The 23,501-nt window shown below is 45.1% G+C and carries 22 protein-coding genes; 7 read left to right on the top strand and 15 right to left on the bottom strand.

Features of this window, described 5'->3' with window-relative positions; translation table 11 throughout:
- Positions 1-234: 234 nt before the first annotated feature.
- The 4 genes from EOO49_RS14200 to EOO49_RS14185 form a co-directional block, all read right to left on the bottom strand.
- Positions 235-951, bottom strand: a complete 717-nt coding sequence (locus EOO49_RS14200) for a phytanoyl-CoA dioxygenase family protein (protein WP_290846817.1) — start codon at positions 949-951, stop codon at positions 235-237.
- 140 nt (positions 952-1,091) lie between these two features.
- Positions 1,092-1,916: a hypothetical protein gene (locus EOO49_RS14195; RefSeq protein ID WP_290846815.1), complete on the bottom strand. Its 825-nt coding sequence runs from the start codon at positions 1,914-1,916 to the stop codon at positions 1,092-1,094.
- Positions 1,917-2,127: 211 nt separating this feature from the next.
- The gene (locus EOO49_RS14190; RefSeq protein ID WP_290846813.1) at positions 2,128-2,676 is read right to left on the bottom strand and encodes a hypothetical protein; all 549 of its coding nucleotides are present in this window, start codon (positions 2,674-2,676) and stop codon (positions 2,128-2,130) included.
- Between the two features lie 216 nt (positions 2,677-2,892).
- Positions 2,893-3,372 carry a hypothetical protein gene (locus EOO49_RS14185; protein WP_290846811.1) on the bottom strand — a complete coding sequence of 160 codons (480 nt, stop codon included), beginning with the start codon at positions 3,370-3,372 and terminating at the stop codon, positions 2,893-2,895.
- 130 nt (positions 3,373-3,502) lie between these two features.
- Here EOO49_RS14185 and EOO49_RS14180 point away from each other — a divergent pair, with 130 nt between their 5' ends.
- Complete coding sequence (locus EOO49_RS14180) at positions 3,503-4,489, top strand: hypothetical protein (protein WP_290846809.1); 987 nt, start codon at positions 3,503-3,505, stop codon at positions 4,487-4,489.
- 98 nt (positions 4,490-4,587) lie between these two features.
- On the opposite strand, the gene EOO49_RS14175 is transcribed toward EOO49_RS14180, so the two are convergent.
- Together EOO49_RS14175 and EOO49_RS14170 are read right to left on the bottom strand one after the other, a co-directional pair.
- A complete protein-coding gene (locus EOO49_RS14175) occupies positions 4,588-5,703 on the bottom strand; it encodes a tyrosine-type recombinase/integrase (protein WP_290846807.1) in 1,116 nt (371 codons plus the stop codon).
- An 18-nt stretch (positions 5,704-5,721) separates the two neighbouring features.
- Positions 5,722-5,886 carry a hypothetical protein gene (locus tag EOO49_RS14170; protein ID WP_290846806.1) on the bottom strand — a complete coding sequence of 55 codons (165 nt, stop codon included), beginning with the start codon at positions 5,884-5,886 and terminating at the stop codon, positions 5,722-5,724.
- 98 nt (positions 5,887-5,984) lie between these two features.
- Between EOO49_RS14170 and EOO49_RS14165 the strand changes: the two genes are divergently transcribed.
- Complete coding sequence (locus EOO49_RS14165; protein ID WP_290846804.1) at positions 5,985-7,004, top strand: quinone-dependent dihydroorotate dehydrogenase; 1,020 nt, start codon at positions 5,985-5,987, stop codon at positions 7,002-7,004.
- 77 nt (positions 7,005-7,081) lie between these two features.
- Here EOO49_RS14165 and EOO49_RS14160 read toward each other — a convergent pair whose 3' ends face one another.
- Together EOO49_RS14160 and EOO49_RS14155 are read right to left on the bottom strand one after the other, a co-directional pair.
- Positions 7,082-7,804 (bottom strand): DUF3307 domain-containing protein, encoded by a 723-nt coding sequence (locus tag EOO49_RS14160; protein ID WP_290846802.1) that lies wholly within the window; start codon positions 7,802-7,804, stop codon positions 7,082-7,084.
- Complete coding sequence (locus tag EOO49_RS14155) at positions 7,801-8,406, bottom strand: hypothetical protein (protein WP_290846800.1); 606 nt, start codon at positions 8,404-8,406, stop codon at positions 7,801-7,803. Before EOO49_RS14155 ends, EOO49_RS14160 begins: the two co-directional genes overlap by 4 nt.
- Positions 8,407-8,578: 172 nt before the next feature.
- Between EOO49_RS14155 and EOO49_RS14150 the strand changes: the two genes are divergently transcribed.
- Positions 8,579-9,442, top strand: a complete 864-nt coding sequence (locus EOO49_RS14150) for a hydroxymethylglutaryl-CoA lyase (RefSeq protein ID WP_290846798.1) — start codon at positions 8,579-8,581, stop codon at positions 9,440-9,442.
- Between the two features lie 408 nt (positions 9,443-9,850).
- Here the strand turns inward: EOO49_RS14150 and EOO49_RS14145 are convergent, their stop codons facing one another.
- Positions 9,851-10,942: an MBL fold metallo-hydrolase gene (locus EOO49_RS14145; RefSeq protein ID WP_290846796.1), complete on the bottom strand. Its 1,092-nt coding sequence runs from the start codon at positions 10,940-10,942 to the stop codon at positions 9,851-9,853.
- Positions 10,943-11,253: 311 nt separating this feature from the next.
- Between EOO49_RS14145 and guaB the strand changes: the two genes are divergently transcribed.
- Positions 11,254-12,726 carry an IMP dehydrogenase gene (guaB, locus tag EOO49_RS14140; RefSeq protein WP_290846794.1) on the top strand — a complete coding sequence of 491 codons (1,473 nt, stop codon included), beginning with the start codon at positions 11,254-11,256 and terminating at the stop codon, positions 12,724-12,726.
- Positions 12,727-12,926: 200 nt separating this feature from the next.
- Here guaB and EOO49_RS14135 read toward each other — a convergent pair whose 3' ends face one another.
- From EOO49_RS14135 to purB, 4 genes are all read right to left on the bottom strand, one after another.
- Entirely contained in the window at positions 12,927-13,439 is a 513-nt protein-coding gene (locus EOO49_RS14135) for a hypothetical protein (protein ID WP_290846792.1), read from the bottom strand.
- A 52-nt stretch (positions 13,440-13,491) separates the two neighbouring features.
- A complete protein-coding gene (locus EOO49_RS14130; RefSeq protein ID WP_290846790.1) occupies positions 13,492-13,629 on the bottom strand; it encodes a hypothetical protein in 138 nt (45 codons plus the stop codon).
- An 11-nt stretch (positions 13,630-13,640) separates the two neighbouring features.
- Positions 13,641-15,896 carry a cation:proton antiporter gene (locus tag EOO49_RS14125; RefSeq protein WP_290846788.1) on the bottom strand — a complete coding sequence of 752 codons (2,256 nt, stop codon included), beginning with the start codon at positions 15,894-15,896 and terminating at the stop codon, positions 13,641-13,643.
- Positions 15,897-16,085: 189 nt separating this feature from the next.
- Positions 16,086-17,429 (bottom strand): adenylosuccinate lyase, encoded by a 1,344-nt coding sequence (purB, locus tag EOO49_RS14120; RefSeq protein ID WP_290846786.1) that lies wholly within the window; start codon positions 17,427-17,429, stop codon positions 16,086-16,088.
- A gap of 244 nt (positions 17,430-17,673) precedes the next feature.
- Between purB and EOO49_RS14115 the strand changes: the two genes are divergently transcribed.
- Positions 17,674-18,072: a heme-binding protein gene (locus EOO49_RS14115; protein WP_290846784.1), complete on the top strand. Its 399-nt coding sequence runs from the start codon at positions 17,674-17,676 to the stop codon at positions 18,070-18,072.
- Positions 18,073-18,099: 27 nt separating this feature from the next.
- Here the strand turns inward: EOO49_RS14115 and EOO49_RS14110 are convergent, their stop codons facing one another.
- Both EOO49_RS14110 and EOO49_RS14105 read right to left on the bottom strand, forming a co-directional pair.
- Positions 18,100-18,720, bottom strand: coding sequence for a peptidylprolyl isomerase (locus EOO49_RS14110; RefSeq protein WP_290846783.1), 621 nt, complete (start codon positions 18,718-18,720; stop codon positions 18,100-18,102).
- Positions 18,721-19,390: 670 nt separating this feature from the next.
- Complete coding sequence (locus tag EOO49_RS14105) at positions 19,391-19,894, bottom strand: DUF2911 domain-containing protein (RefSeq protein WP_290846781.1); 504 nt, start codon at positions 19,892-19,894, stop codon at positions 19,391-19,393.
- Positions 19,895-20,081: 187 nt separating this feature from the next.
- On the opposite strand from EOO49_RS14105, the gene EOO49_RS14100 reads away from it, so the two are divergent.
- Together EOO49_RS14100 and EOO49_RS14095 are read left to right on the top strand one after the other, a co-directional pair.
- Complete coding sequence (locus tag EOO49_RS14100; RefSeq protein WP_290846779.1) at positions 20,082-20,906, top strand: hypothetical protein; 825 nt, start codon at positions 20,082-20,084, stop codon at positions 20,904-20,906.
- Between the two features lie 139 nt (positions 20,907-21,045).
- The gene (locus EOO49_RS14095) at positions 21,046-23,439 is read left to right on the top strand and encodes a gliding motility-associated C-terminal domain-containing protein (protein WP_290846776.1); all 2,394 of its coding nucleotides are present in this window, start codon (positions 21,046-21,048) and stop codon (positions 23,437-23,439) included.
- Positions 23,440-23,501 lie beyond the last annotated feature (62 nt).

The following is a 23,501-nucleotide window of genomic DNA, read 5'->3' as shown; positions in this document are numbered from 1 at the left end:
AGTTAAAATATAGGAAACTTTTTTCAAGAATACGCCGTGCTGTATAATTTGCTAAAACTTAACGTAGAAAAATTCCCGGCGACTCCGAAATCGGCATGGACCATAACGTTTCGCCGCTAAAAGAAGGCGCGTCTATCAGAGATAGTCGTGTCTGCTGAACGTAAATGTACTTAAAAAAGGATTGGTTCGATTACCAGAAAGCAGCGCTTTTTTTAGCGGCTGTTATACGACGACTTAATTTCTCCGTTCCGACCATTTAAGATCGTGCGGGAGTTCCCTATTGGAAAACTCTATATGTATAACTCTTCGTTTTCTGTTATTTACTGTTCGATTGGATCCATGTAAAAGCAACGGTTTCATAATCATGATTCCACCGGAATTCACATTGCAAAAAGTTTCTATTTCAGTTTTCCAATTTATGTTTTCCGGTCTATAAATGCCTTTTTTATGCGACTTGTCAATAACTTTCAACGCTCCATTTTCTTCATTAGTATCGTCCAAATGAATTCTAATTGTAAATATATTTTCAAGAATCTCAATGGGCGGCTGGACTGCAAATTGGTCTTGCTTCACAGTCCAGGATGTAAAATTATCGAGCTTACGTTTTTTATCAACTGAAATTGTCAAATCCTGATGATATCCAACATACCAGTTTGAGCTTTCTGGCTTGTCAAAATATATGCTCTTCACCACAAAGTATTTATCGTCGAATAATTCTATTATTAATTCATTTAGCCTCGGATTAAACACTATTGGCTGCACTTGAGGTACCTCGCTCAGAAATTGCCGAATTGCAAATATGTCTTTTGATTTTCTAAACTTTTCGCCCGAGGGGTTTATATTTGAAATAATTTGAACAATGTGGCCAATTTCGGATTGATCAAAGAAATCAGGAATAACGGTGTATCCAAGATCTTCAATTTCTTCCTTGTGATACTGCAGATTCTTCATAAGTTGTCGTATAACGTTTCGCCGCTAAAAGAAGGCGCGGCCTTAAGAAATAGTACTCTCGGCTACCCGAAAGTTACACAAAAAATTAATGGTTCAACCACCCGAAAGCAGCGCTTTTTTTTAGCGGCTGTTAGACGATGTTAAAATTTATAGGATATTCGAATTAGTGGAGATAACTTCGACCAATTCCACTGTTGAATATCATTTGAAATAGTTCTGCTTATGGTTTCTTCTGTTATCTCAGGAGAGTCAATATATTTATCAATGGTTTTCTGAACATTATAGCTATTTTCGTGGGAGAAAACCTTTGAATAATAGATCTGAAATTCGGCAGATGCATAAATTCTTCGAAAAACTCTTAACTCTATTTTTGTAAATGGGCCAACTCCAAAAAGAAATGAATCTCCAAAATTGGTTACATTAACTACCTCGTGTAAGTATACAATTTGACCTTGCGAATCTTCAAGAACCGACTTATCGATAAGCTTACTAGAACTTTTTATGTAATTCGCAGAGGCTATTTCTATACCCAGATCGACCGTTAAACTGGAAAAAACTTTAGTTCTTTTTCCAACTCCTACAAATAAATTCATCTGCTTCTGATCTAAATGGTATGTTGATGTTTGAATTGGATACATTTGGGACTCTTCCGCTGAAGAAGCTTTATTCGTTTTGGATAAACTTGATATTCCCTGGCCTGCACGAACTCTTAAGATAATATCTTGTTGAAAAACACGCTCATATCCCAAACCAACACCGATTTCTGACTTTCGAGTTGTGAAATTGGAAACATTATTATCTCCATTGATAATGCCATTATGAACATAATTAAACCCATCTAGATTGGAATCAATAGGTCTATAATATTCCAACGACATAGAATTTTTAAATTTCTCATCCTGACTATGCATGGATATTGAAATAATTAGCGCTATCATTAGAAAAAATCCTTGATTACTGTTCATAGTTACATTTTTAATATCGTCTAACGTTAGGCCGCTAACCGAGCGTTGCTGGTTTTCGGAGATTGTACTCTCTGCCGAACGGAAAGGTAATAAAACTAATGAATTTTTCTAGCTTGATAAAGCAGAAAAATTCTTAGTTTTATGGCATTGGAAAAAGCACTTCATTTTACCTAAAACCCAGCAATGGCGGTTAGCGGCGGTTACCAGCAGGTTACTTCCAAATTTCCCACCATTTCGTGTTTTTTTCAATTCTTCGCAACTCTAAATTATCTAAATCTAAAATAAATTCGATTTCCTCATTATCTCCATTTGAATTATAATAGTTTAAAATGCCATTGAGGTTATTATCTACTAATTTTGTTTCACTGATTCCATCATAGCATAAGTTATCAAAGTAGATGATTTCAGTTCTCGATTTTACCACTGCAATCGAATATTCTCCTACAATTATAATTGAAGTGTTATGTTGATAAACTTGTTTATAGTCTACACCAAATTCAATAAAAGATTTAGGGTTTTCCGAATCTATTATATAACAAACTCCCTTCGCGATTATTAAAATTTCATCATCATGTAGTTGAGCAGCAAATTTTAAATTTGAATATCCGGTTTCAAAATTTCCAACCCATTTGCTTTCGTCATTTTTTAGAAACTCAACAACTAATCCTTCAGAATATTCGGCATAGCCTTTTGGAGGAAATGAAATATACATTTCTCCATATGGAGGCAATCCTTTTAATATTTGGAAGTTTTCTTTCAAGCTGAATGTTTATTAACTTGCTGGTAACGTTAGGCCGCTAACCGAGCGTTGCTGGCTTTCGGAGATGGTACTCTCCGGCGAACGGAAAGGTAACAAAACTTTTGAATTTTTATAACTTGGAAAGTTTAAAAATTCATAGTTTTGTGGCATTGGAAAAAGCACTTCAATTTACCTTAAATCCAGCAATGGCGGTTAGCGGCGGTTATGGGCAGGACACTATTTTTTTATAAATACCTGACCTAATATTTTTGAAATTTGCTCTTCAATATTTAGTTGTTTGAAAGTCGGAACATCTTCTTGAAATCCATAAATTCCTTCGTTGTTTGACTGTCCTTTTGCATTGTCATATTCGCCAGACATAGTAATCAATTCCCTGCCGCTTTCGGCCGTTAATGAAATACTTACTTTTTTAACGTAGTTATCAAATTTTGGTACAAGTTTAATTTTGCTATAGTAATGTCTCCCTTGCGCAATTGTTGGTTCCTCATCAATCTCAACTTCAAATTTTGAAGAAAGTTTCTCTCCAATTTTTTCCAGTTCAGGCTTTAAAGTTTGTGCGTAATAATTTTTGTAATCATCTAAAAACGCTTGTTCTTTCGCTGCTTCTTTTTCTTTTGCTTCTAAAATTAGCTTTTTCCTTTCCTCTGATTCTTTACCTTGTTTTTCAAAATCGCTGAAAAAATTTTCTATGCTCATGATGTTTATATTTAATTGGTTAATGTTTTTCAATTCTCGTGAGGTCGATTTGTCTTGCCCATAACGAGTGACCGCTAAACGCAGTGGCGACTTTTGAAAATAGTATTCTCCGAAACAACAAAACGAACTTATGAAAACAGATTTTCCAATTACCGAGGAACCAGCCATTGCGGTTAGCGGCGGTTATGTGCAGGCTAATATTGGAGTTTGTGCGCTGGACGGGAAATATCCAAATCTTGCGATCATGAAAATTTGCGGTTATCATGAAAGCATCGGCGATGCGGTTTCGTGGTACAATGGTCATTTGTTTGCTGATCAGTATGACAAAATCTATTTCAGCAAGATATTTTCTTTCACCGAAATGCCTCAACTACCGCCAAATGCAGTTATAGGCGGAACTGGAATTGACTTTATGAATAAGTTACCGGAGGAAATTGAAAACGCAACGCCATCGTACACGCTTTTCCCTGATTGCAACTATCATATTGGTTTTTCGATGAAAGGTTGTCGCTTCAATTGTAAATTTTGCTGCGTTCCAAAAAAAGAAGGCCGCCCGTTTGTCTATAATTCCATCGATGAAATACTTATAAACCCGAACGGCGGCAATCGATTGATGCTTTTGGACAATGATTTTTTTGGTGGCGACAATTGGGAAGGAAATCTAAACCGGATAATCGAATTGAAATTGAAAGTTTGCTTTGTTCAGGGTTTGAATATTCGCATTATCACGCCTGATCAGGCTTCGTTGCTTGCAAAATGCAATTATCAAAATAGCAAATTCAATCAAAAATATCTCACGTTCGCCTGGGATAAATTTAAAGACGAAAGTATTGTCATGAAAGGAATCGAGATTTGCAACAACGCAGGAATCCCAACAAAGCACATGCAGTTTTTTGTATTGATTGGATTTGACACGACGCCTGATCAGGATCAACATCGTGTCGAAATGTTGCGCAATTTGGGCGCGATGCCTTTTGTGATGCCGTACAACAAAGATGATAAATACCAGAAAGCCTATACCCGATACGTCAACAATCGGGCGGTTTTCAAATCCGTGCGGTGGTCGGAATATGAATATAATCCGAATCGTGTACGGCGTTCGATAGCTTGCACATAACTCATATATCCCAGCCAAAACCCAACCCAAAACCCACCCAAAAGGAAAGATAAGCGAAGTTTTAACCAGTTATACTCAACCGCAATTTTAACGAAATATCATATCATGTCCAAAGGATTTCTGATGTTTTGCACAGAAGAATCAGATACATGTGTGTAAATCATGGTAGTTTTTGGGCTGCTATGGCCAAGCAGGTCTTGGATATAACGAATGTCGGTTCCGTGCTCGAGCAAATGGGTTGCAAAACTGTGCCGAAGCGTATGAAGCGATATCGACTTGGTAATCCCGGCTCGGGTCGCGGAGGCCTGAAGCACAGATTGAGCGGCTCTTGACGAATATTGGCCGCCGCCATTGCCTTCAAACAAGAAAATTTTTGGTTGGTAGACGACAAAATATTCCCGTAACAGCAACAAGGCTTTTGTTGAAAGAAGCGTATATCGATCCTTTCGCCCTTTCGCGTTCCGGACGTGGATGAGCATACGATCACTATCTATATCGGCAAGTTTGAGGTTTAAAACTTCGCTTATCCTGAAACCTCCGGAATATATCAGACTCAACAACGCTTTGTGTTTTAAGCTTACAGTGCTTTCCATCAGCCTTCTAATTTCTTCCATGCTCAAAACAGTGGGAAGTTTTTTCTCTTTTCTCGGACGCTCAATATTCTGAAAATCCAAAGCGATCTGCTTGAAAATCAGATACTGTTTGATGGCATTGATCGCTTGGTTCTGATAGGAGATAGACTTTTGCGGAGAGACGATAAATTCATAATTGAACTGTTCGATCGTTCTGGCCGTTATTGCGGTTATATTCCTTTTTCGTAAGTATTTGAGAAAAAATTCGCACATTTTACAATACGTATTGACTGTTGAGTCGGAGTAACGATGCGTCTGCAGCCATTTTCTGAAGCGCAGTAAATCCTCATATTCTTCGACCGATAGCGCTACTGCATATAAATTGTATCGCATTTTTTGCTCCTTTTTCTCCAGGCGAGACCTATCCACGTTTGCAACTTGACTTAAAAGGGTCATTAAATGCGCAGAATTTTCAAGGGAAAACGGTACATACCAGAATCTATTCGAAGAACTCCATCGCGCGCCAATCTCGAAGCGCAGTTTCTCATAGAGCAGCGTATTATAGCCGGTAAATTTGATGGAAATGACGTCGGCATCGCGGTGGCGAACCTTGTCCAGAGTGACAATGGGAAGCGGTTGCATATTCTAACTATTTGGCGTTTATAGGGTTAAAAGTAGTGAATTATTTTTAGAAGCCAAATCCGGCTGTCCACTATTAGCTTTTTTCAAAACGCCATTTTTGCAGGATTTGCCAAGAGCTTCCTCCGGTCGCTTCGGCAAATCGGCAAAAAGAGGCGTTTTGCGCAAAAGGCTAGCCGCTGCCATCCGGGCTAGTTCGGGTAAAAACCCAGTTTGGCCGTATATGCGAAATTTTTTACCAAAAAACCTTCGGATAAATAGTATTTTTGCCCAAACAACACACCATGTACAAACAACTTTTGCGTCCGCTGCTTTTCAAACTCGATGCCGAAGAAGCCCATCATTTTACGTTCTCGATGGTTCGTAAATTCTCGAAAATCCCAGGTTTTCCGGCACTTTTCAGATTGTTTTACAACGTTGAGGACAAACGGCTCGAACGCGAAGTCTTCGGACTCAAATTCAAGAATCCGGTAGGATTGGCCGCCGGATTCGACAAAGACGCCAAACTGTACAACGAACTCTCGAATTTCGGTTTCGGCTTCATAGAAATCGGGACGCTGACGCCAAAACCACAGGACGGAAATCCCAAAAAACGCCTTTTCCGACTGCTTCAAGATTCGGCCATCATCAACCGGATGGGGTTCAACAACGGCGGCGTCGAACAAGCCGTGCAACGTCTCAAGAAAAACAAAGGCGTGCTGATCGGCGGGAACATCGGAAAAAACAAGAACACACCTAACGACGAAGCCGTCCGCGATTACGAGATTTGCTTTGAGGCACTTTTCGATCACGTCGACTATTTCGTGGTCAACGTAAGTTCGCCCAATACACCAAATCTGCGCGAACTTCAGGACAAAGAACCGCTTACGGCCTTGCTCAATTCCCTACAGCAGCGTAATTCGGCAAAAGCCAATCCAAAACCGATCTTGCTGAAAATAGCTCCTGATCTTACGAACGAACAACTTCTCGACATAATCGACATCGTCCGCGACACAAAAATCGCTGGCGTAATCGCGACAAATACCACAATTTCAAGAGAAGGCCTGAAGTCGGAAAACCAGTCCGAAATGGGCGGATTATCGGGTAAACCGCTCGCGAAAAGATCGACCGAAGTGATTCGATTCCTGTCTGAAAAAAGCGATAAGGCGTTCCCGATCGTCGGCGTCGGCGGAATCCATTCGGTTGACGATGCGCTTGAAAAATTGGAGGCCGGCGCAAGTCTCGTGCAATTGTATACGGGATTTATCTACGAAGGTCCGAGGTTGGTAAAAGACATTAACAAAGCGCTTCTATCCAGAAAATAGTCTTATCAGGGTTTCAGTTCGATTTTTTACTTGGACATTCAGGATTTCAAATGAATTCCGAAGTAAAAAGCGAAAGCTTACAAGAAATTCTCAAGAACCGATTGCGTCAGCATACGTTGGGCGATCGCGGCGGTAATCATCGCGATGCCGAAACTCAAAAGTGTCCCGATAAGCACATATTCGGTAAGTTTTCGGTCTTTATTTCCCGTAAGGTCGCCAAAACGGAAGATCGATTTTGCTCCCAAAAGCAATCCGATGGCGTCGAAATGTCCGGTAAGCAGGAAGGCGAAAACGAACAGTCTTTCGAGCATGCCTATGTAATTTCCGGCGTTTTGCAGCGATTGGTCGTCGGGCGAAGTGTCTGGCGTCCAAGCCGAAATCACGTTCTTGATCGCGATCGACGCCGGTTTTGTCAGCAAGACCGCGCCGGTAAACACAATCCAGAATTGGTCGGTCGGTGCCGAAAAATACAAACTGCCGTCTTCGAGATACGTACAAATGGCAACTATCACAAGTACATGTAGCAATTGGTCGGCGATGAACCAGCGTCTTTGGGTTTCAGGCCGCTGGAAAGCCAGTTTGAGATAGTCTATGAATCCGTGGGCGAGTGACAGCACGATCGCGGGAACCAAAAAGTTCCATCCAATAAGCAAAACCGCCAAAATCCCGTGAAGCAGCGAGTGCAGATACAGATAAATGCTCGCGTGTTTGTGTTGCTGTTTGTGCAAAACCCAACTCGTCGGTTGCAGCAAAAAATCGCCCAAAAGGTGCGCCAGTATCAGTTTTACGAAGATTATCATAGGTTGGGGACGGTTTTTCGGTAAAAGGCTTCGGTTTCCAGTATCAGGTCGAAGTGCGCGCGTTTTTGTCGTCGGCTTACCGCGGCTTGCGTGATTCCCAGTTTTTTTCCCATTTCTTCCTGCGAAAGTTCTGGGTTTTGCAAGGCTTCGTAGACGAATTCGGCCGATTGCGGCAACCAGTTCGCCATCAAGGCAGAAATCAGTCGGAACATCAAATTGAGCGTTTGGTCACTATCGGAATCGTCCGTTCTCACGGCCAAAGTCAGCTTTTGCGGTTTCAGCGTCTCAAACAATTCGCCCGATCTCACGAACGCACTTCCATTGCTTTCGGACAATTTTTTGGCAACCACGGTTTTTTCACCAATTCCTATGCTCATTCGCGCGTCCAGTTTGCGCTGTCCAAGCAAGGCTTTTATCAAAATGGCTACTTTCAACGCATTTTCGGGTTTCGGAATCTCGATCTGAAAAGCGTCCCCGCGGTAGATTTCCCAGGTTGCCGGCTCGTCTCCCAAAGTCCGCAAAAAGGACTTGAGTGCAGGTAGCCACTGGCTTGAAAGATCTTTTCTGGAGTTGACGATATCGGCTGTGATAATGGCTGGCATACCCAAATATAGACATTTACTCAAATATAACCAAATTATGGAATAATATAAGTTATAACCAAATAAAGTAATATTGTTTGTTATTACCGAATATTGTAATTTTTATATTTCCGATGACATTCGCCAAAATCACTGAAAACGTTTTCGTGAATCTTGTTATCTTTGGCATCCTATGAAAACGGTAAAGATCATCGAATGTCCGCGCGACGCCATGCAAGGCATCAAAACCTTTATCCCGACGCAGCGCAAGATCACATACATCCAATCGCTGCTCAGAGTTGGTTTTGATACGCTCGACTTCGGGAGTTTCGTCTCGCCCAAAGCCATTCCGCAAATGCAGGACACGGCCGAGGTTTTGGCGAATCTCGACCTTTCCAAAACGACAAGTAAATTACTGGCGATCGTCGCAAATACACAAGGCGCGCAAACCGCATCCTCGCACAAGGAAATCAAATATTTGGGCTATCCGTTCTCGATTTCAGAGAATTTCCAGATGCGGAACACGCACAAAACCATAGCCGAATCGATCGTGACGTTGCAGGAAATCCTGGAGATTGCGGCCAAAACCGACAAAGAAGTCGTGGCTTACCTGTCGATGGGTTTCGGAAATCCTTACGGCGATCCGTGGAATGTGGAAATAGTGGGCGAGTGGACCGAGAAACTGTCGGCCATGGGCGTGAAAATCCTGTCGCTTTCTGACACGATCGGAAGTTCGACGCCGGAAGTCATTACATATCTTTTCTCGAATCTGATCCCAAAATATCCCAACATCGAGTTCGGGGCGCATCTGCACACCACGCCAGACAAGTGGTTCGAGAAAACCGAGGCTGCGTTCCAGGCCGGCTGCACGCGTTTCGACGGAGCAATCCAGGGTTTCGGCGGCTGTCCGATGGCCAAGGACGAACTCACGGGCAACATGCCAACCGAAAAACTGCTGTCGTATTTTACCCAACAAAAAGCCGACACGAACGCCAGCCCAATGAGTTTCGAGAGCGCTTATAACGAAGCGAGCAAGCTTTTTGGGGAATTTCATTAGGAGCATAATCCGGCTGTACACTTTTAGCTTTCTTCAAACTACCATTTTTGCACGCTTTGCCAAGAGCTTCCGCTGGTCGCTTCGGCAAAACGGCAAAAAAAGGTAGTTTGCGCAAAAGGCTAACCGCTTCCATCCGGGCTAGGCGAACTCCAAAACAACATCAAAGGAACGAGAAAGAAAGTGTCCTTATAAGCAAGTTTCTGAGCCTGGTCTCGAGCCATAAACCTGAAACCATCGGCATCGCACTAGATTCCAACGGTTGGGCTTCGGTATGCAAGTCAGGAAACGGCGCGGTTTGTTCGGGTTAGTTGGGTTTTTGCTTGCTACGCTTCGCTTTTTTTCTTGCTTGCGAAGTCTGCGACTTCGCAACGCGCGTGCGCGGGTCTGTGACCCGACCCAAAAGCTCGTTCAGAGCTTCCACCATTTCGGGAAAGGCAGCAAATTGTCGAAATCGACCTTTTCACCAATCATCGGCGTCCACAAATTGATGTCGCTATCTGAAAATTCCTCCGAAATCTTTTCGATCGGTTCGTTCCAGGCGTGCAAAGCCAAAGAGAATTTCGCCCAATGCACAGGAAGCACGGCTTTGGCTTTCAGGTCTTCGGCCGCCATTTTCCATTGGCCCGGAATCATGTGGATGTAACGCCAATCGCTGTTGTATTGTCCGCATTCGAGAATGGCCAGATCGAAAGGCCCGAATTTGTCTCCGATTTCCCTGAAATGCGAATCATAACCGGAATCGCCTCCCAAAAACAAGCGTCTCGAAGGCGTTTCCAACACGAATGAAACCCAAAATGCTTTGTTCCGCTTGAAGCCGCGCCCCGCGAAATGACGTGCCGGCGTGGCGTAAATCTTGAAACCGTTGGGCAAATATTGATGTTCCCACCAATCGAGTTCAGAAACGACCGAAGCGTCAAATCCCCAATTTTTGAGATGGATTCCAGTTCCCAAACCCGTAATGACGTTCTTGATTTTCTTGCGTAAGGCGGTAACCGTCTTGTAGTCGAGATGGTCCCAATGATCGTGCGAGAGCAACAAAAAGTCGATTTCCGGAAAATCGTCCGGTGTGTAGACATCGCTTCCCAAAAACGCTCGCGTCGTCGCGGGAACAGGCGAGGCCGCGCCACTAAAAACCGGATCGACGAGAAATTTCATTCTGTCTATCTGAAGAAAATAGGAGGAATGTCCAAACCACACGAGAATGTTTTCCTCGGGACGCAGGTTTTTGAGATCGGTTTTTTCGGATGGAAGCGCAAATCGTGGTTTCCTGTCAGGATGTTTGGCGATAAAAAACTTGTACAACATCTTGGAAACACTTGCGTCTTCGGCCAAATTGGGCGTTTTGGAAATGTTCTGGAATTGTCCGCCGAGGTAATTTGGCGATTTTTTGTAAGCGTCGAGTTGCTCGCCTTTCGCAGTTTTCCCGAATTCCGGTCGTTGCATGAACGCATAAACGGCCAATCCGAAAAGTAAAATCAGGCAAATGATGGCGTAAAACATAGTGTTGGTTTGGTTCGATAAAGTTAAATCGGAAACCTATTTTCAGCAGTCGGCTTTAACGAAAGTTTCTCAATCGATTATCCGCGTTTTACTTTACGCCCATATTGAAGCACCGATTCGTGTGTTCGCGATCAAAAATGTCGATTCGGATTCGTCCGCAAAAGAAACAACCTATCTGTTTTGGCCACGATTGCACAAATTAAATTTTGTCGTGGAAACACAGTGTATTTCGTATCGTTAAAAAACGTATATTTGCACGCAATTTAACTCCAACAGTTAAACCGTTTTTAACTACTAACGTTGATTGCAACATGAACGCACACACTTCCAAAATCATCGGTGAAGGCCTTACTTACGATGATGTTCTCCTGGTTCCGAATTATTCCCAAGTACTTCCGCGCGAAGTCAATATCCAATCCAAATTCTCGAAAAACATCACGTTGAACGTACCGATCGTTTCAGCCGCGATGGATACCGTTACCGAAAGTGCCATGGCGATCGCGATGGCTCAGGAAGGCGGAATCGGCGTGCTTCACAAGAACATGACGATCGAGCAACAAGCTGCGAAAGTCCGTAAAGTCAAGCGTGCCGAATCCGGAATGATCATCGATCCGGTGACTTTGCCGTTGAGTTCGACGGTTGCCGATGCGAAAGCTGCCATGCGCGAATTTGGTATCGGAGGCATTCCGATCGTCGACGAGAACAAGAAACTCAAAGGCATCGTGACCAACCGCGATTTGCGTTTCGAGAAAAACCAACAGCGGGCGATTCTCGAGGTGATGACCGAAATGCCGCTTGTAACGGTGGCCGAAGGAACGTCATTGCAGGAAGCCGAGGTCATTCTGCAAGGCCATAAGATCGAGAAACTTCCGGTGGTCGATGCCGAAAATACTCTGGTCGGATTGATCACTTTCCGCGACATCACCAAATTGACACAGAAACCCATCGCCAACAAAGATTCTCTCGGACGCCTTAGAGTGGCCGCCGCGATTGGAGTTACGGGCGATGCAGTACAAAGAGCCGAAGCTTTGGTGAACGCCGGAGTGGACGCCATCATAATTGACACGGCTCACGGACACACGAAAGGCGTGGTCGAAATCCTCAAACTTGTCAAGGAAAAGTTCACCCAAGTCGACGTGATCGTCGGGAATATCGCGACTCCTGAAGCCGCACTTTACCTTGCCGAAAACGGTGCCGATGGCGTGAAAGTCGGAATCGGGCCGGGTTCGATCTGTACGACACGCGTCGTTGCCGGCGTAGGATTTCCGCAATTCTCAGCCGTTCTCGAGGTGGCCGCGGCTTTGAAAGGAACGGGGATTCCGGTAATCGCCGACGGTGGAATCCGTTACACGGGCGACATTCCGAAAGCGATCGCTGCCGGAGCAGATTCTGTCATGATGGGATCGCTATTGGCCGGAACCAAAGAATCTCCGGGCGAAACAATCATCTTCGAAGGCAGAAAGTTCAAGTCGTACCGCGGAATGGGATCGGTTGAGGCCATGAAAGAAGGCTCGAAAGACCGCTATTTCCAAGATGTGGAAGACGATATCAAGAAATTGGTTCCGGAGGGAATCGTCGGGCGCGTTCCTTATAAAGGCGAACTCAACGAAAGCATGCAACAATTCATCGGTGGACTTCGTGCCGGAATGGGTTACTGCGGGTCAAAAGACATCCCGACTTTGCAGGAAACCGGACGTTTCGTGAGAATCACTTCGAGCGGCATCACGGAAAGTCATCCTCATAACGTTACCATTACCAAGGAAGCGCCTAATTATTCGAGGTAATTTTGGTTGCAGAAGCAGTTGCAGTTGCGGAAATAGAGGCAGTTGCAGAATAGAAGCAGTTGCAGAATAGAAGCAGTTGCAGATACGATACTTTTGAACGCGGTGGGAAACTATCGCGTTTTTTGTTTTGTTACGCGGCGTGGTTATTGGCAGGAATTATGTTCTCGAATTCGTCGTTTTCAGATTCGGCCTGCTTGCAATTAGTTCGATTTCATCGACATAGCGTCTATTTTACCGTCTTTTAGCTGAAACTCCAGCGCATATTCCGGATAGAAAGAAACGACAGCAGTATTTTCAGAAGCCGAACATTTGTACTTTCCGCTTTTTATCCAACCCAGAATTTCGTCGTAATCCTGCGTGAACAGGAATTCATCTGCTTCAAAGCCTTCGATCGGGCCGTCGTCTTGCGGATTTTTCTTGAGCTCATTTTCAATTTTTGAATATTTTTCCCGGAAGCGCTTCTGGAAATCTTCAGTGAAAAACACATTCAATTTGAGCCGTTCGGACAACATTTCGAACTTTCGGAAATCCACTCCATAAGTCGGTTCATAGACAAACGGGTCGACCGCCGAAATGGATTCATAGTTGCCAGCGTAGTGTTTCAGGAAATCTGTGGCGACTTGGCAGGAATCGACGTTTTGCGGCGATTCGGTCTTGCTTTGACACGAGGTTAAAAGCGATACTGCGAAAATTGTGAAGAGTAGTTTTTTCATCTGATTGTTTTTTCGGCTCAATTTTTTCGATGGATTTAAGTCGGCTATTTTTTTACGAATTGCCTTCAGTCTGCTCAAGTTGCTCGGCTCGCGGAATTAAAATATTCGTAGCTGCTTCTGCCTCAACTTCTGCTTCTGCAACTGCTCCTGCCACTGCAACTGCTTCTGCCACTGCAACTGCTTCTGCCATTACAAAATAAACTACATCCTCAAAGCATCTTCCGAATGTTCAAGCAATAAAGTAGCGAGCAGTTTCTTGTCGCCCACGATCCAAAGAATGTCGTCTTTTTCCAGGATCAGATGCGAATCAGGATTCAGGATGCGATTTCCTTTGCGTTCAATTCCCACGACCAAACCTTTCGTGCGTTCCCGAAGTTGCGACTGACGGATGCTTTTGCCGATGTAATCCTGGTTGTGAAGCTCGAGTTGCTGCAACACGATTTCCGTCTGCGTGCCGATTTCTGGCGGATCGATCTCGTGGTTGTCGAGGTAGATCTGGAAATCAGAAACCTGTTTGTCCGTTCCGATGACACAAATCTCGTCTCCCGGAAAAAGTCTTTCGTTTCGCGACGGAATGTTGATCGTGATTTCACCTCGTCTGATGAAAGCGATATTGACGCCCATTTGTTCGCGCAATTGCAATTGTTCGAGTGTCATTCCTGCGATATTCGATTCTTTGGCGATGTCAAAAATCGTCATATGACCTTCCCAAGGTGTCAAATCAGACCTTTGGCGCTTGTTGCGGATGATCTCGCGAGCGTTGAGATTCTTGAGGAAACGCGTCTCGATCCTATGGTATTGTCGGTTCATCCATCTTCTGAACAAAACGTAAACGACAACCGAGAAACAGAAAACGATGAAGGCGACCTGAGGCGAGAAGAAATTGTCAAGCAAAAATCCAATATAAAATAAGGCGAGCACGAATCGGAACAAGATCATCATCACGATCGGGCCGCGGTATTTTCGCTCTTCCATGAGTTGCTGCATTTCTTCCACGGCCACGCGCCTGAGCGACAAAGCCCAGAAAAACGGTGCCAGAACGACCAAAGTGATGAAAGCTGCAAGCGCGTTTCCGTACCTGAAATTGTTGCAAAGCGGTAGCAGGTAATTGGCCGCAAGCAAGATTCCGCCTATGATTATTATGGAATGTATCGCGACTTGCACCAAATAAGAGCGGATCACGACCTGCCAGTTGCTGACGGCTTTGATGGATTGGGCGTTCGCCGAATAGCGTTCGATGCGCTTGAGCCATTTCCTCGGAAGTTTTCGGGCAAGGAATGCAGACATCGGCGTCGAGAGTTTGACCATGAAAGGCGTTGTAAAAGTGGTAACGGCCGAAACCGCGACGACTATCGGATACAAGAAATTCGAAGTGACGTTCAAGGAGGCGCCCAAAGTGGCGATAATAAACGAGAATTCCCCAATTTGCGACAGACTCATTCCGGTTTGCACCGATTGCTTCAGCGGTTGTCCGGCGAGAAGCGCTCCAATCGTGGACGATATCGGCTGGAAAAGAATCACAATCAAGGTCAGGATTGCGACCGGCCAAGCATAAGTCACCAAAGCATTCGGATCGATCAACATTCCAACCGATACGAAAAATACGGCCGCAAACAAATCTTTCACGGGTTTTACCAAGTGTTCGATGTGTTCGGCCTGTGTCGTTTCGGCTATGATCGATCCCATGATGAACGCGCCCAAAGCCGGAGAAAATCCTACGTTTGCCGCGAGCATGACCATTACCAGACACAACGCGATCGATATGATCAGCAACATTTCGTCGGTTAGGATATTCTTGGCGCGCTTGAGTAAGGTCGGGATAAAGAAAATCCCGCCCACGAACCAAAGCGTCAGGAAAAAAACGAGTTTCAGCACAGACATAATAAGGTCTTCACCCGAAAATTGGCTGCTCACGGCCACCGTCGAAAGCAAGACCATCATCACGATGGCCACCAAATCCTGCACGATCAAAGATCCGATCACGATTCCCGCGAATTTCTGCGCTTTCACGTTCAATTCCTCGAAAGTCTTGAGAATGATCGTGGTCGAGGAAACCGAAATCATTACACCCAAAAATATGGCGTCCATGACTTTCCAGCCCATAAGGCGTCCGGCTCCATAACCGATGGCAATCATCAATATGATTTGCGTCAAGCCCGTAATCGAGGCCGTTCCGCCGACTTTCATGAGTTTTTTGAAACTGAATTCGAGTCCGAGACTGAACAACAGGAAAATGATCCCGATCTCGGCCCAGATCTCGACGCTGTGCGTATCGGTCACCGACGGGAAAAAAGAGAAATGGTTCCCGGCGAGAAATCCGGCGATGAGATAACCCAGAACGACGGGTTGTTTGATGCTTCGGAACAATAAAATCGCGACGGCGGCTGTCATCAGAATCAGTCCGAGGTCGCTGATAAGTGGATAAATGTGTTGCGTGGATTCGGCTGCGGCACTCATATTTGGCGGATAGATTAGTTTGGCCGTAATATAAGGATTTTAGCCCGAAATCGGGTGTTTGCGCGCGTTTGGAAGTTTGAGGTTTAACAGAAATTTCACTTTCGCGGGGAAAATTTTGGAAGTTCGATCGTCGGATTGTCAATCATCGGAATCCAATATCCGCATTTTGCAAGTCCGACGATCAATAATTCAAATCCCGATATAATTCGAAGGTGTGATTTTCAAAAGTTCCGCCTTGATTTCGTCCGATACTTCAAGCGTCTCTATGAATTCGTGAATGGCTTTTTTGTCGATGACCGAATTGGTACGCGTCAAGCCTTTCAAGGCTTCGTAAGGATTCGGGTAAGCTTCGCGTCGCAAGATCGTTTGTATGGCTTCGGCCACGACCGCCCAGTTTTTTTCGAGATCTTCGGCAAATTTGTCGGCGTTCAACAGCAGTTTGTCCAAACCTTTCAAAGTCGCCTCGAAAGCGATCAAAGTGTGTCCGAAAGGCACTCCGATGTTTCTCAAAACCGTGCTGTCGGTCAAATCGCGCTGCAATCTCGAGACCGGAAGTTTGGCTGAAAGATGTTCGAAAATGGCATTCGCGATGCCCAAATTTCCTTCGGAATTCTCGAAATCTATAGGATTGACTTTGTGTGGCATAGCTGATGATCCAACTTCGCCTTCCTTGATTTTCTGCTTGAAATAATCCATGGAAACATACGTCCAGATGTCGCGATCGAGATCCAAAACGATGGTGTTGATGCGTTTCAAAGCGTCGAAGAATGCCGCGAAATGGTCGTAGTGCTCGATTTGTGTCGTTGGGAAAGAATGTTTGAGCCCTAGTTTTTCCTCGACGAAATCCTGACCGAACTTTTGCCACGAAATTTGCGGATAAGCCACGTGGTGCGCATTGAAATTCCCGGTCGCTCCGCCAAATTTGGCCGCAAACGGAACGTTGAACAACAAGCGCAGTTGTTCTTCAAGACGCTCGACGAAAACGTGGATTTCCTTGCCCAATCTCGTTGGAGATGCGGGTTGTCCGTGCGTTCTGGCCAACATCGGGATGTCTTTCCATTCCACCGACAAATCCTTGAGAAGCGCAATCAGTTTTATCAATAATTTGAGGTAAACGTCCGTAAAAGCTTCCTTCGTAGAAAGCGGAATCGCGGTGTTGTTGATGTCTTGTGAAGTTAGTCCGAAGTGGATAAATTCCTTGAAATCAGACAGTCCCAAATCGTCAAAAGCCTTTTTGATAAAGTATTCGACGGCTTTCACGTCGTGGTTGGTCGTCTTCTCGATTTCCTTGATCGATATGGCGTCGTCCGAAGTGAAATTCTTGTAGATGTCGCGCAATTTCCCAAAAAGATTCTTGTCAACGCGCGCCAACTGCGGCAAAGGAATCTCGCAGAGCGCAATGAAATACTCGATTTCGACCAAAACACGATAGCGGATCAAAGCTTCCTCTGAAAAATAGGGCGAAAGCGAGTTGGTTTTGTTGCGGTAACGACCGTCGATCGGGGAAATGGCGTTGAGTTCGGTAAGTTGCATGAGTGTGTTGTTAAAGGCGCAAATATAACGTTTGTGTGTGTTTTCCGGAACAAAAAATCGCGGTAAATGGCTTCGCGTCGAGAGTTTGGACAAATTTTTCGCGTTCCGATTTTTCGCATTTCCGATATAGGACAAATTCCAAAACACAAACAAAATACGATCCGTCGTTTAAATTGGCCTTTCGTTAAGACTTGTTGTAACCCGGTCTGATTACCTTAGATAGATACAAAACAACAACTTACATATGAACATTACCTTACAACAAGCCGAAGCGATCATCGCCGCGGCAAAGCAAAAAGCAGCCGACATCAATACCAAAATGAATATCGCAGTAGTCGATTCAGGCGCGAATCTCGTGGCTTTCGTACGCAACGACGGCGCTTGGTTGGGATCGACAGACATCGCGATCAAAAAGGCGAAAACGGCGATTTTTTTCCAGATGGACACAGCCGATCTGAGCCCGTTGGTGCAACCCGGAAAGCCGCTTTTCAACATCGAGCATTCCAATAACGGACTCATTACGTTTCCCGGTGGTGTCGTGCTGAAGAACGCTTCGGGCGAATTCGTCGGCGCTATAGGCGTCTCCGGAAGCACGGTCGAAGATGACTACGAAGTGGCCAAAGCCGGAGCAAAAGCATTGTAAAATCAGGGTCGCGATCGCGGCCTTTTTTTATGGGATGATTTTCGCGGTTTTTATCTGGTCGAGATTTGGGTAAGTGGCGAGAAAATCCTGTCGGTTTGCATACATTCTTTCGGAATCTTGCATCGTGCGTTCGTTATAACCCGAATAGAGTTTTTGAACGACTTCCATTCCTTTGATGACGCGGCCTAGCGCCGGATAGCCTTTGACGCCTTCGACGACGACAGTGTCCAATTCCGGATTGTCGTTTATGTTGATGAAAAGCTCCAGATCGCGCGTTTCCTTGCCGAATCTCGCGAACGTAATCGTGCCTTTTTTGTTGGGCAGAATCACGGGTTCATCTGGAATTTTCACCAATCGCCATTGGTCGGAGATCGCTTGGTCGGAGTTACCGAATTGTGCGATATACTGCGGAAGAACCCTGTAGAAAATCGAATTGTCGAAATAGTTGTGATTCAGCAGTTGGTAAAATCGGTCGACGGCTTTCGGAGAATTTTTGCGTTCGATCTCTACCTCGAAAGCGCCTTTTGTAGTCTCGAATTTTGCCGTGAATTTTTCGGGTGCTTTTTCGGTTGTCCAGTCTTTCTCGAATTTGGGTTTGGCGCATCCGAAAGTTAGCAGGAGTAGGGCGGCGAATAGGAATTTGGACATTTTAATTGGATTTTCGGAGTTTCTGGAATTGGTCGCAATCGCAAAGGTAAATTTAGCTTTGTTTTTGAATGCTTTTTACACCGATTTTTTTGCCACGGATATTCGCTCTTGGCACGAATTTTCCGTTTCGCTTATGGATTTCCACAGCTTTGCGTCGGACGAACTTGTGACCTATCTTCTAACTGATTAAAAATAAAGCCACGAATGCAGATATTCGTGCATTCGTGGCTAAAATTTTCATTGTAAAAAATTCAACCGCGAATTCGCGAATTTACGCTCGGATGGCTGCATAAATTCGCAAATTCGCGGTTAAAAAATAACACGGTCAAAGAATTCTTTTGTCAAAGACGCTCAGCTATATTTTTGCCACGGATGCACAGATGGAACAGATGCACGGATTCACGCGGATTGCCCGCTTCGCTTTTGGTTTTCCTTTGATTTGTGTCAGACGAACTTAAGCAACTTATCTTCTAATTGAATAAAAGAAAGCCACGAATGCAGATATTCGTGCATTCGTGGCTAAGATTTCGTTGTAAAAAATTCAACCGCAAATTCGCGAATTCGCGGTTAAAAATTTTCGTTACGCAAGAATTTTTTGTCTTTGGCAACCAAAGACTGTTTGTCTGCTCATGTCCAAATTCAATTCGTGGCTAAATCTGCCATAGAAAAATTATTTAGCAGTGACCGGAATCGTCCATTTGTCCCAAGAAAGCGCAAAACCTTTGGCGTTTACTTTATAGGTGAGTTGTTCGGTTTTTGCCGATTCTGCGGCTTTGACCTTCACTCGAAGCGCGTCTTTCGAAGCGTCGTATTTGTATGCGCCCCATTGTTTGGATTCCTTGTTGAAAATTACGGTCGCGGTCTGGTCTTTTTCCGGGATCACGAACAACGAATATTTGCCAGCCGGAAGTTCTTTCCCGTCGATTGTCAGCGCATTGTCGGTTTCGAAAGTCGTGGCGTCGTTTGCGCCCGCTCTCCAAACTTCCCCAAACGGAACCAATTTGCCCCAAATTTCGCGATCTCTCACCGAAGGAGCGCCGTAGTTGATCGTAACAGTCGCTTTCCCGATTTTCCCCGAAGCGGTTTCTGCCGGACTTTTCGGTTTGTCCTGAGCGTTCATTGTGGTTGCCAAAAGCGTCACGAATAGTGCGATGGCGGTCTTGATAGTCTTCATAAGTTGTTTTTTAAGTACTCAAATTTATGACGTTTCAATTGGTATTCGAACACTGTTTGCATGAAAAAAACAAAAGTTTAGCGTTTATGAAATGCGATATAGGTTTTCCTGAATGCCGGCTAGTGTTTCAACTATTCCTCTGTGATCTGGTTCCTTGACTTTTGAAGGAAATATAAAACAGGTCAACATGAACAAACATTTACTTTTTTTTGGATTATTGGCGAGTTCGTTCGCATTTGGGCAAATGGGCGCGAGGACGCTTGTGCCGTTTAGGTCAGGCGCTGTAGCTGGTTTGGCTGCGGGAAATGATTTCGATGCTGCCGGTTTGGCTACATTTGGATTGTACGGAGTCGGAAATACAAACACTGAGACGTTTACCGAAATTAATGCATCGGGAAAATTGTCGGGCTATATAAGGCCTTTCAAACGGACAGTTAGTGGAATTCCGATGTTCGTCGACGTAAATTTCGGCTTCAACGTCAACGCTTCGAATACCGATAGCCTTGCTATAAGTACGGTTTTGTTTCCCGATGTCGGAAAGAACTCATTTTCAGCCTCCGTTGTTTACAATTTGGCGCTCGGGCGTTCCTCGAATTACTATCTGATTTCGCCGTTTTTTGAATTTGCGACAAAGACGATAAATGGCAGGAATGAGGATTCCGAGCGATCTTTTTACTCGATAAATAGTTCTTTGGGTGTTAATTTTCAATATCTCCTCGTACAGAATTCCGAAAAGGTAAGTTTTTCACTTTCGCCCTATCTCTCTTGGGTGGAAATTCCAGAGCCGGGCAGAAGCGATTACCGGTTTTTGCTTACTGCCGACGAAACCTCGCCGTTGGTAACAAAAATCAGATCGTGGGGCGTGAAAGCTGCTTTCCAATACAACAACTTTCAAATATTCGCTGATTTGCGAACTGTAAACGGCAATCAGGCAGAATTGCCAGTCGACGGATTCAGAGGGTTTCATCCCAATATCGGTGTGGTGTTCAACGCGGAAATCTTCGAAAGATAGAGGCTATCGAGGTGCTGAGTTTATCAAAAAACATTGTGGATAAATTTCCCTGATTCCTAATGATTTGGTAACAAACCATTGCGGAAAATACAGTAATTTGCGCGGCTTTTCTATCCGAATATGAAAAAGCACCAAACAAATGAGGAATTTTTTACGATTACTGCTGTTTTGCCTGATAACGTCGGCATCTCAAGCCCAATGTTTCCAAATTGAAAGTATTCTTGTCGACGCTTGCGGACCGCAGGAAGGACTTAACGAAATGGTGAGATTCCGGGTAGGGAATGCGCCCTTGAACACTTCGAACCTGTCTGTCGACTGGCCCAACAATAGCTGGCAAGGCTTGACGCAGAACGCCACGACGGTACAGAAAGTTGCCGCTTTGAACGCCGACATTCTTGACGCGGGCGGATGCGGACAATTGATCCAACCGACGGCAGGCGTGCTTCCGGCAAATGCGTCGGTAATTCTCGTGACGAGTTTCAACATCGACACTGCCTTGAATGAATTCGGGCCGATCACTGAAAATATCTATATTCTTTTCCAGAATAATCCTGCCGTCGCGACAGGACATTTCGCCAACTTCGGAAGTGGTTTGAGAACACTTTTGATGTCTTTCGGATCTTGTTCGGATTCCGTGACTTACGATAGGGCGTTGCTTATCAACGAAGCCGGAGTGCAAACTGCGGGCGATGGAGCGACGGTTTTGTTTACACCAGCGGGCGTTGCGACTTATGTCAACAACGGTTGTTCGGCTCCGGTCCCGCCTTTTACGGTCGAGGCCGGAAATGCGCTTTCCGCTTGCGCCGGAACTTCCGTTTCCTTGGTCGGATCGGCACAAAACCAAACATCGGTGCAATGGACGGCGTCTTCGGGAACATTCTCGAACGCATCGGCCTTGAATACGACATACACGATAAGTCCGACGGCGACCGGAACGGTGACTTTGACCTTGACTGCCACCAATATATGTGGAGCGACGATTTCCGATACAGTCACAATTGCGATAAGCGCATCGGCTACGCCAAATTTTCCGGCGACCTTGACGCTTTGCCAAGGTTCGGTTGCTCCGGTTCTGGCCACGACTTCGCCAAATGGAATTGTCGGAACCTGGAATCCATCCATCATAAACAATCAAACGAGCGCTACTTATACTTTTACGCCGAACGCCGGACAATGCGCGGTCGCAACGACTTTGTCGGTTACAATAAACAATAGCGTCACTCCGAATTTCGCTACAACTTTGGCTTTGTGCCAAGGTTCGGTTGCGCCAATTTTGGCCACGACTTCTCCGAACGGAATCGTCGGAACGTGGAATCCGTCGACCGTAAACAATCAAACGAGCGGGACTTACGTTTTTACTCCGAATGCGGGACAATGCGCGACTTCGGTGACTTTGGCAGTGACCGTTAACGCTGGAAACGTTGTTCCCAATTTCGCTACGACTTTGGCTTTGTGCCAAGGTTCGGTTGCTCCGGTTTTGGCCACGACTTCTCCGAATGGAATTGTCGGAACCTGGAATCCATCGATCATAAACAATCAAACGAGCGGGACTTACGTTTTTACTCCGAATGCGGGACAATGCGCGACTTCGGTGACTTTGGCAGTGACCGTTAACGCTGGAAACGTTGTTCCGAATTTCGCTACGACTTTGACACTTTGTCAAGGTTCGGTTGCGCCAATTTTGGCCACGACTTCTCCGAACGGAATCGTCGGAACGTGGAATCCGTCGACCGTAAACAATCAAACGAGCGGGACTTATACCTTTACGCCGAATGCCGGACAATGCGCAGTTACCGTGACTTTGGCCGTTTCGGTCACCAATGCGATCGTGCCTGATTTCGCTACACAACTCAGTATTTGCACGGGCGCAAGCGTTCCGACTTTGGATGCGATTTCGCCGAACGGAATTTCCGGAACCTGGAATCCAGCCGCAATCGACAACCAAAACGCGGGCAATTACGTATTTACGCCAGATGCGGGCCAATGCGCGCACCCGACGACTTTGACTGTAACGATCGTAAATCCCGATGTTTCGATCTCGGGCGCTTGTCGAGGCGGAAGTTTCGTGCTCGAGGCGAATTCACAAAATGCAGCCGATATTTCGTCTTATGAATGGACGGACGCTTCGGGCGCGGTCGTGGGAAGTTCGGAAGATTTGAACGCATCCGATATTTTGTCGGGATCGAACGTTACTTTTCCGGTCGTTTTCACTTTGACGGTGACTTTCGATTCGGGTTGTACGGCATCCGACAATTATTCGGTAAATACGATTTTCTGTACGATCCCGAAAGGCGTTTCGGCCAACGGCGACGGCATGAACGACGCTTTTAACCTTAGCGGATTGAACGTGCGCGAGCTCAAGATCTTCAATAGATACGGAAGCGAAGTCTACTCGAAACGCGATTACGTGAACGAGTGGAAAGGCCAGTCTGACAATGGGGATGAATTGCCGTCGGCGACTTATTATTACGCTTTGACCACGTCAGATGGAACGGTCAAAACAGGTTGGGTTTATCTCATCCGGAAATCGTAATTGCCCAATCGGGATTACCGTTTGATAAGAAATTGATAAAGTGCGACCGCCGATTTTTTGGT

It is taken from the genome of Flavobacterium sp. (assembly GCF_004295795.1).
Lineage (GTDB): Bacteria > Bacteroidota > Bacteroidia > Flavobacteriales > Flavobacteriaceae > Flavobacterium.
This window is presented reverse-complemented; position numbering and strand designations above follow the sequence as displayed.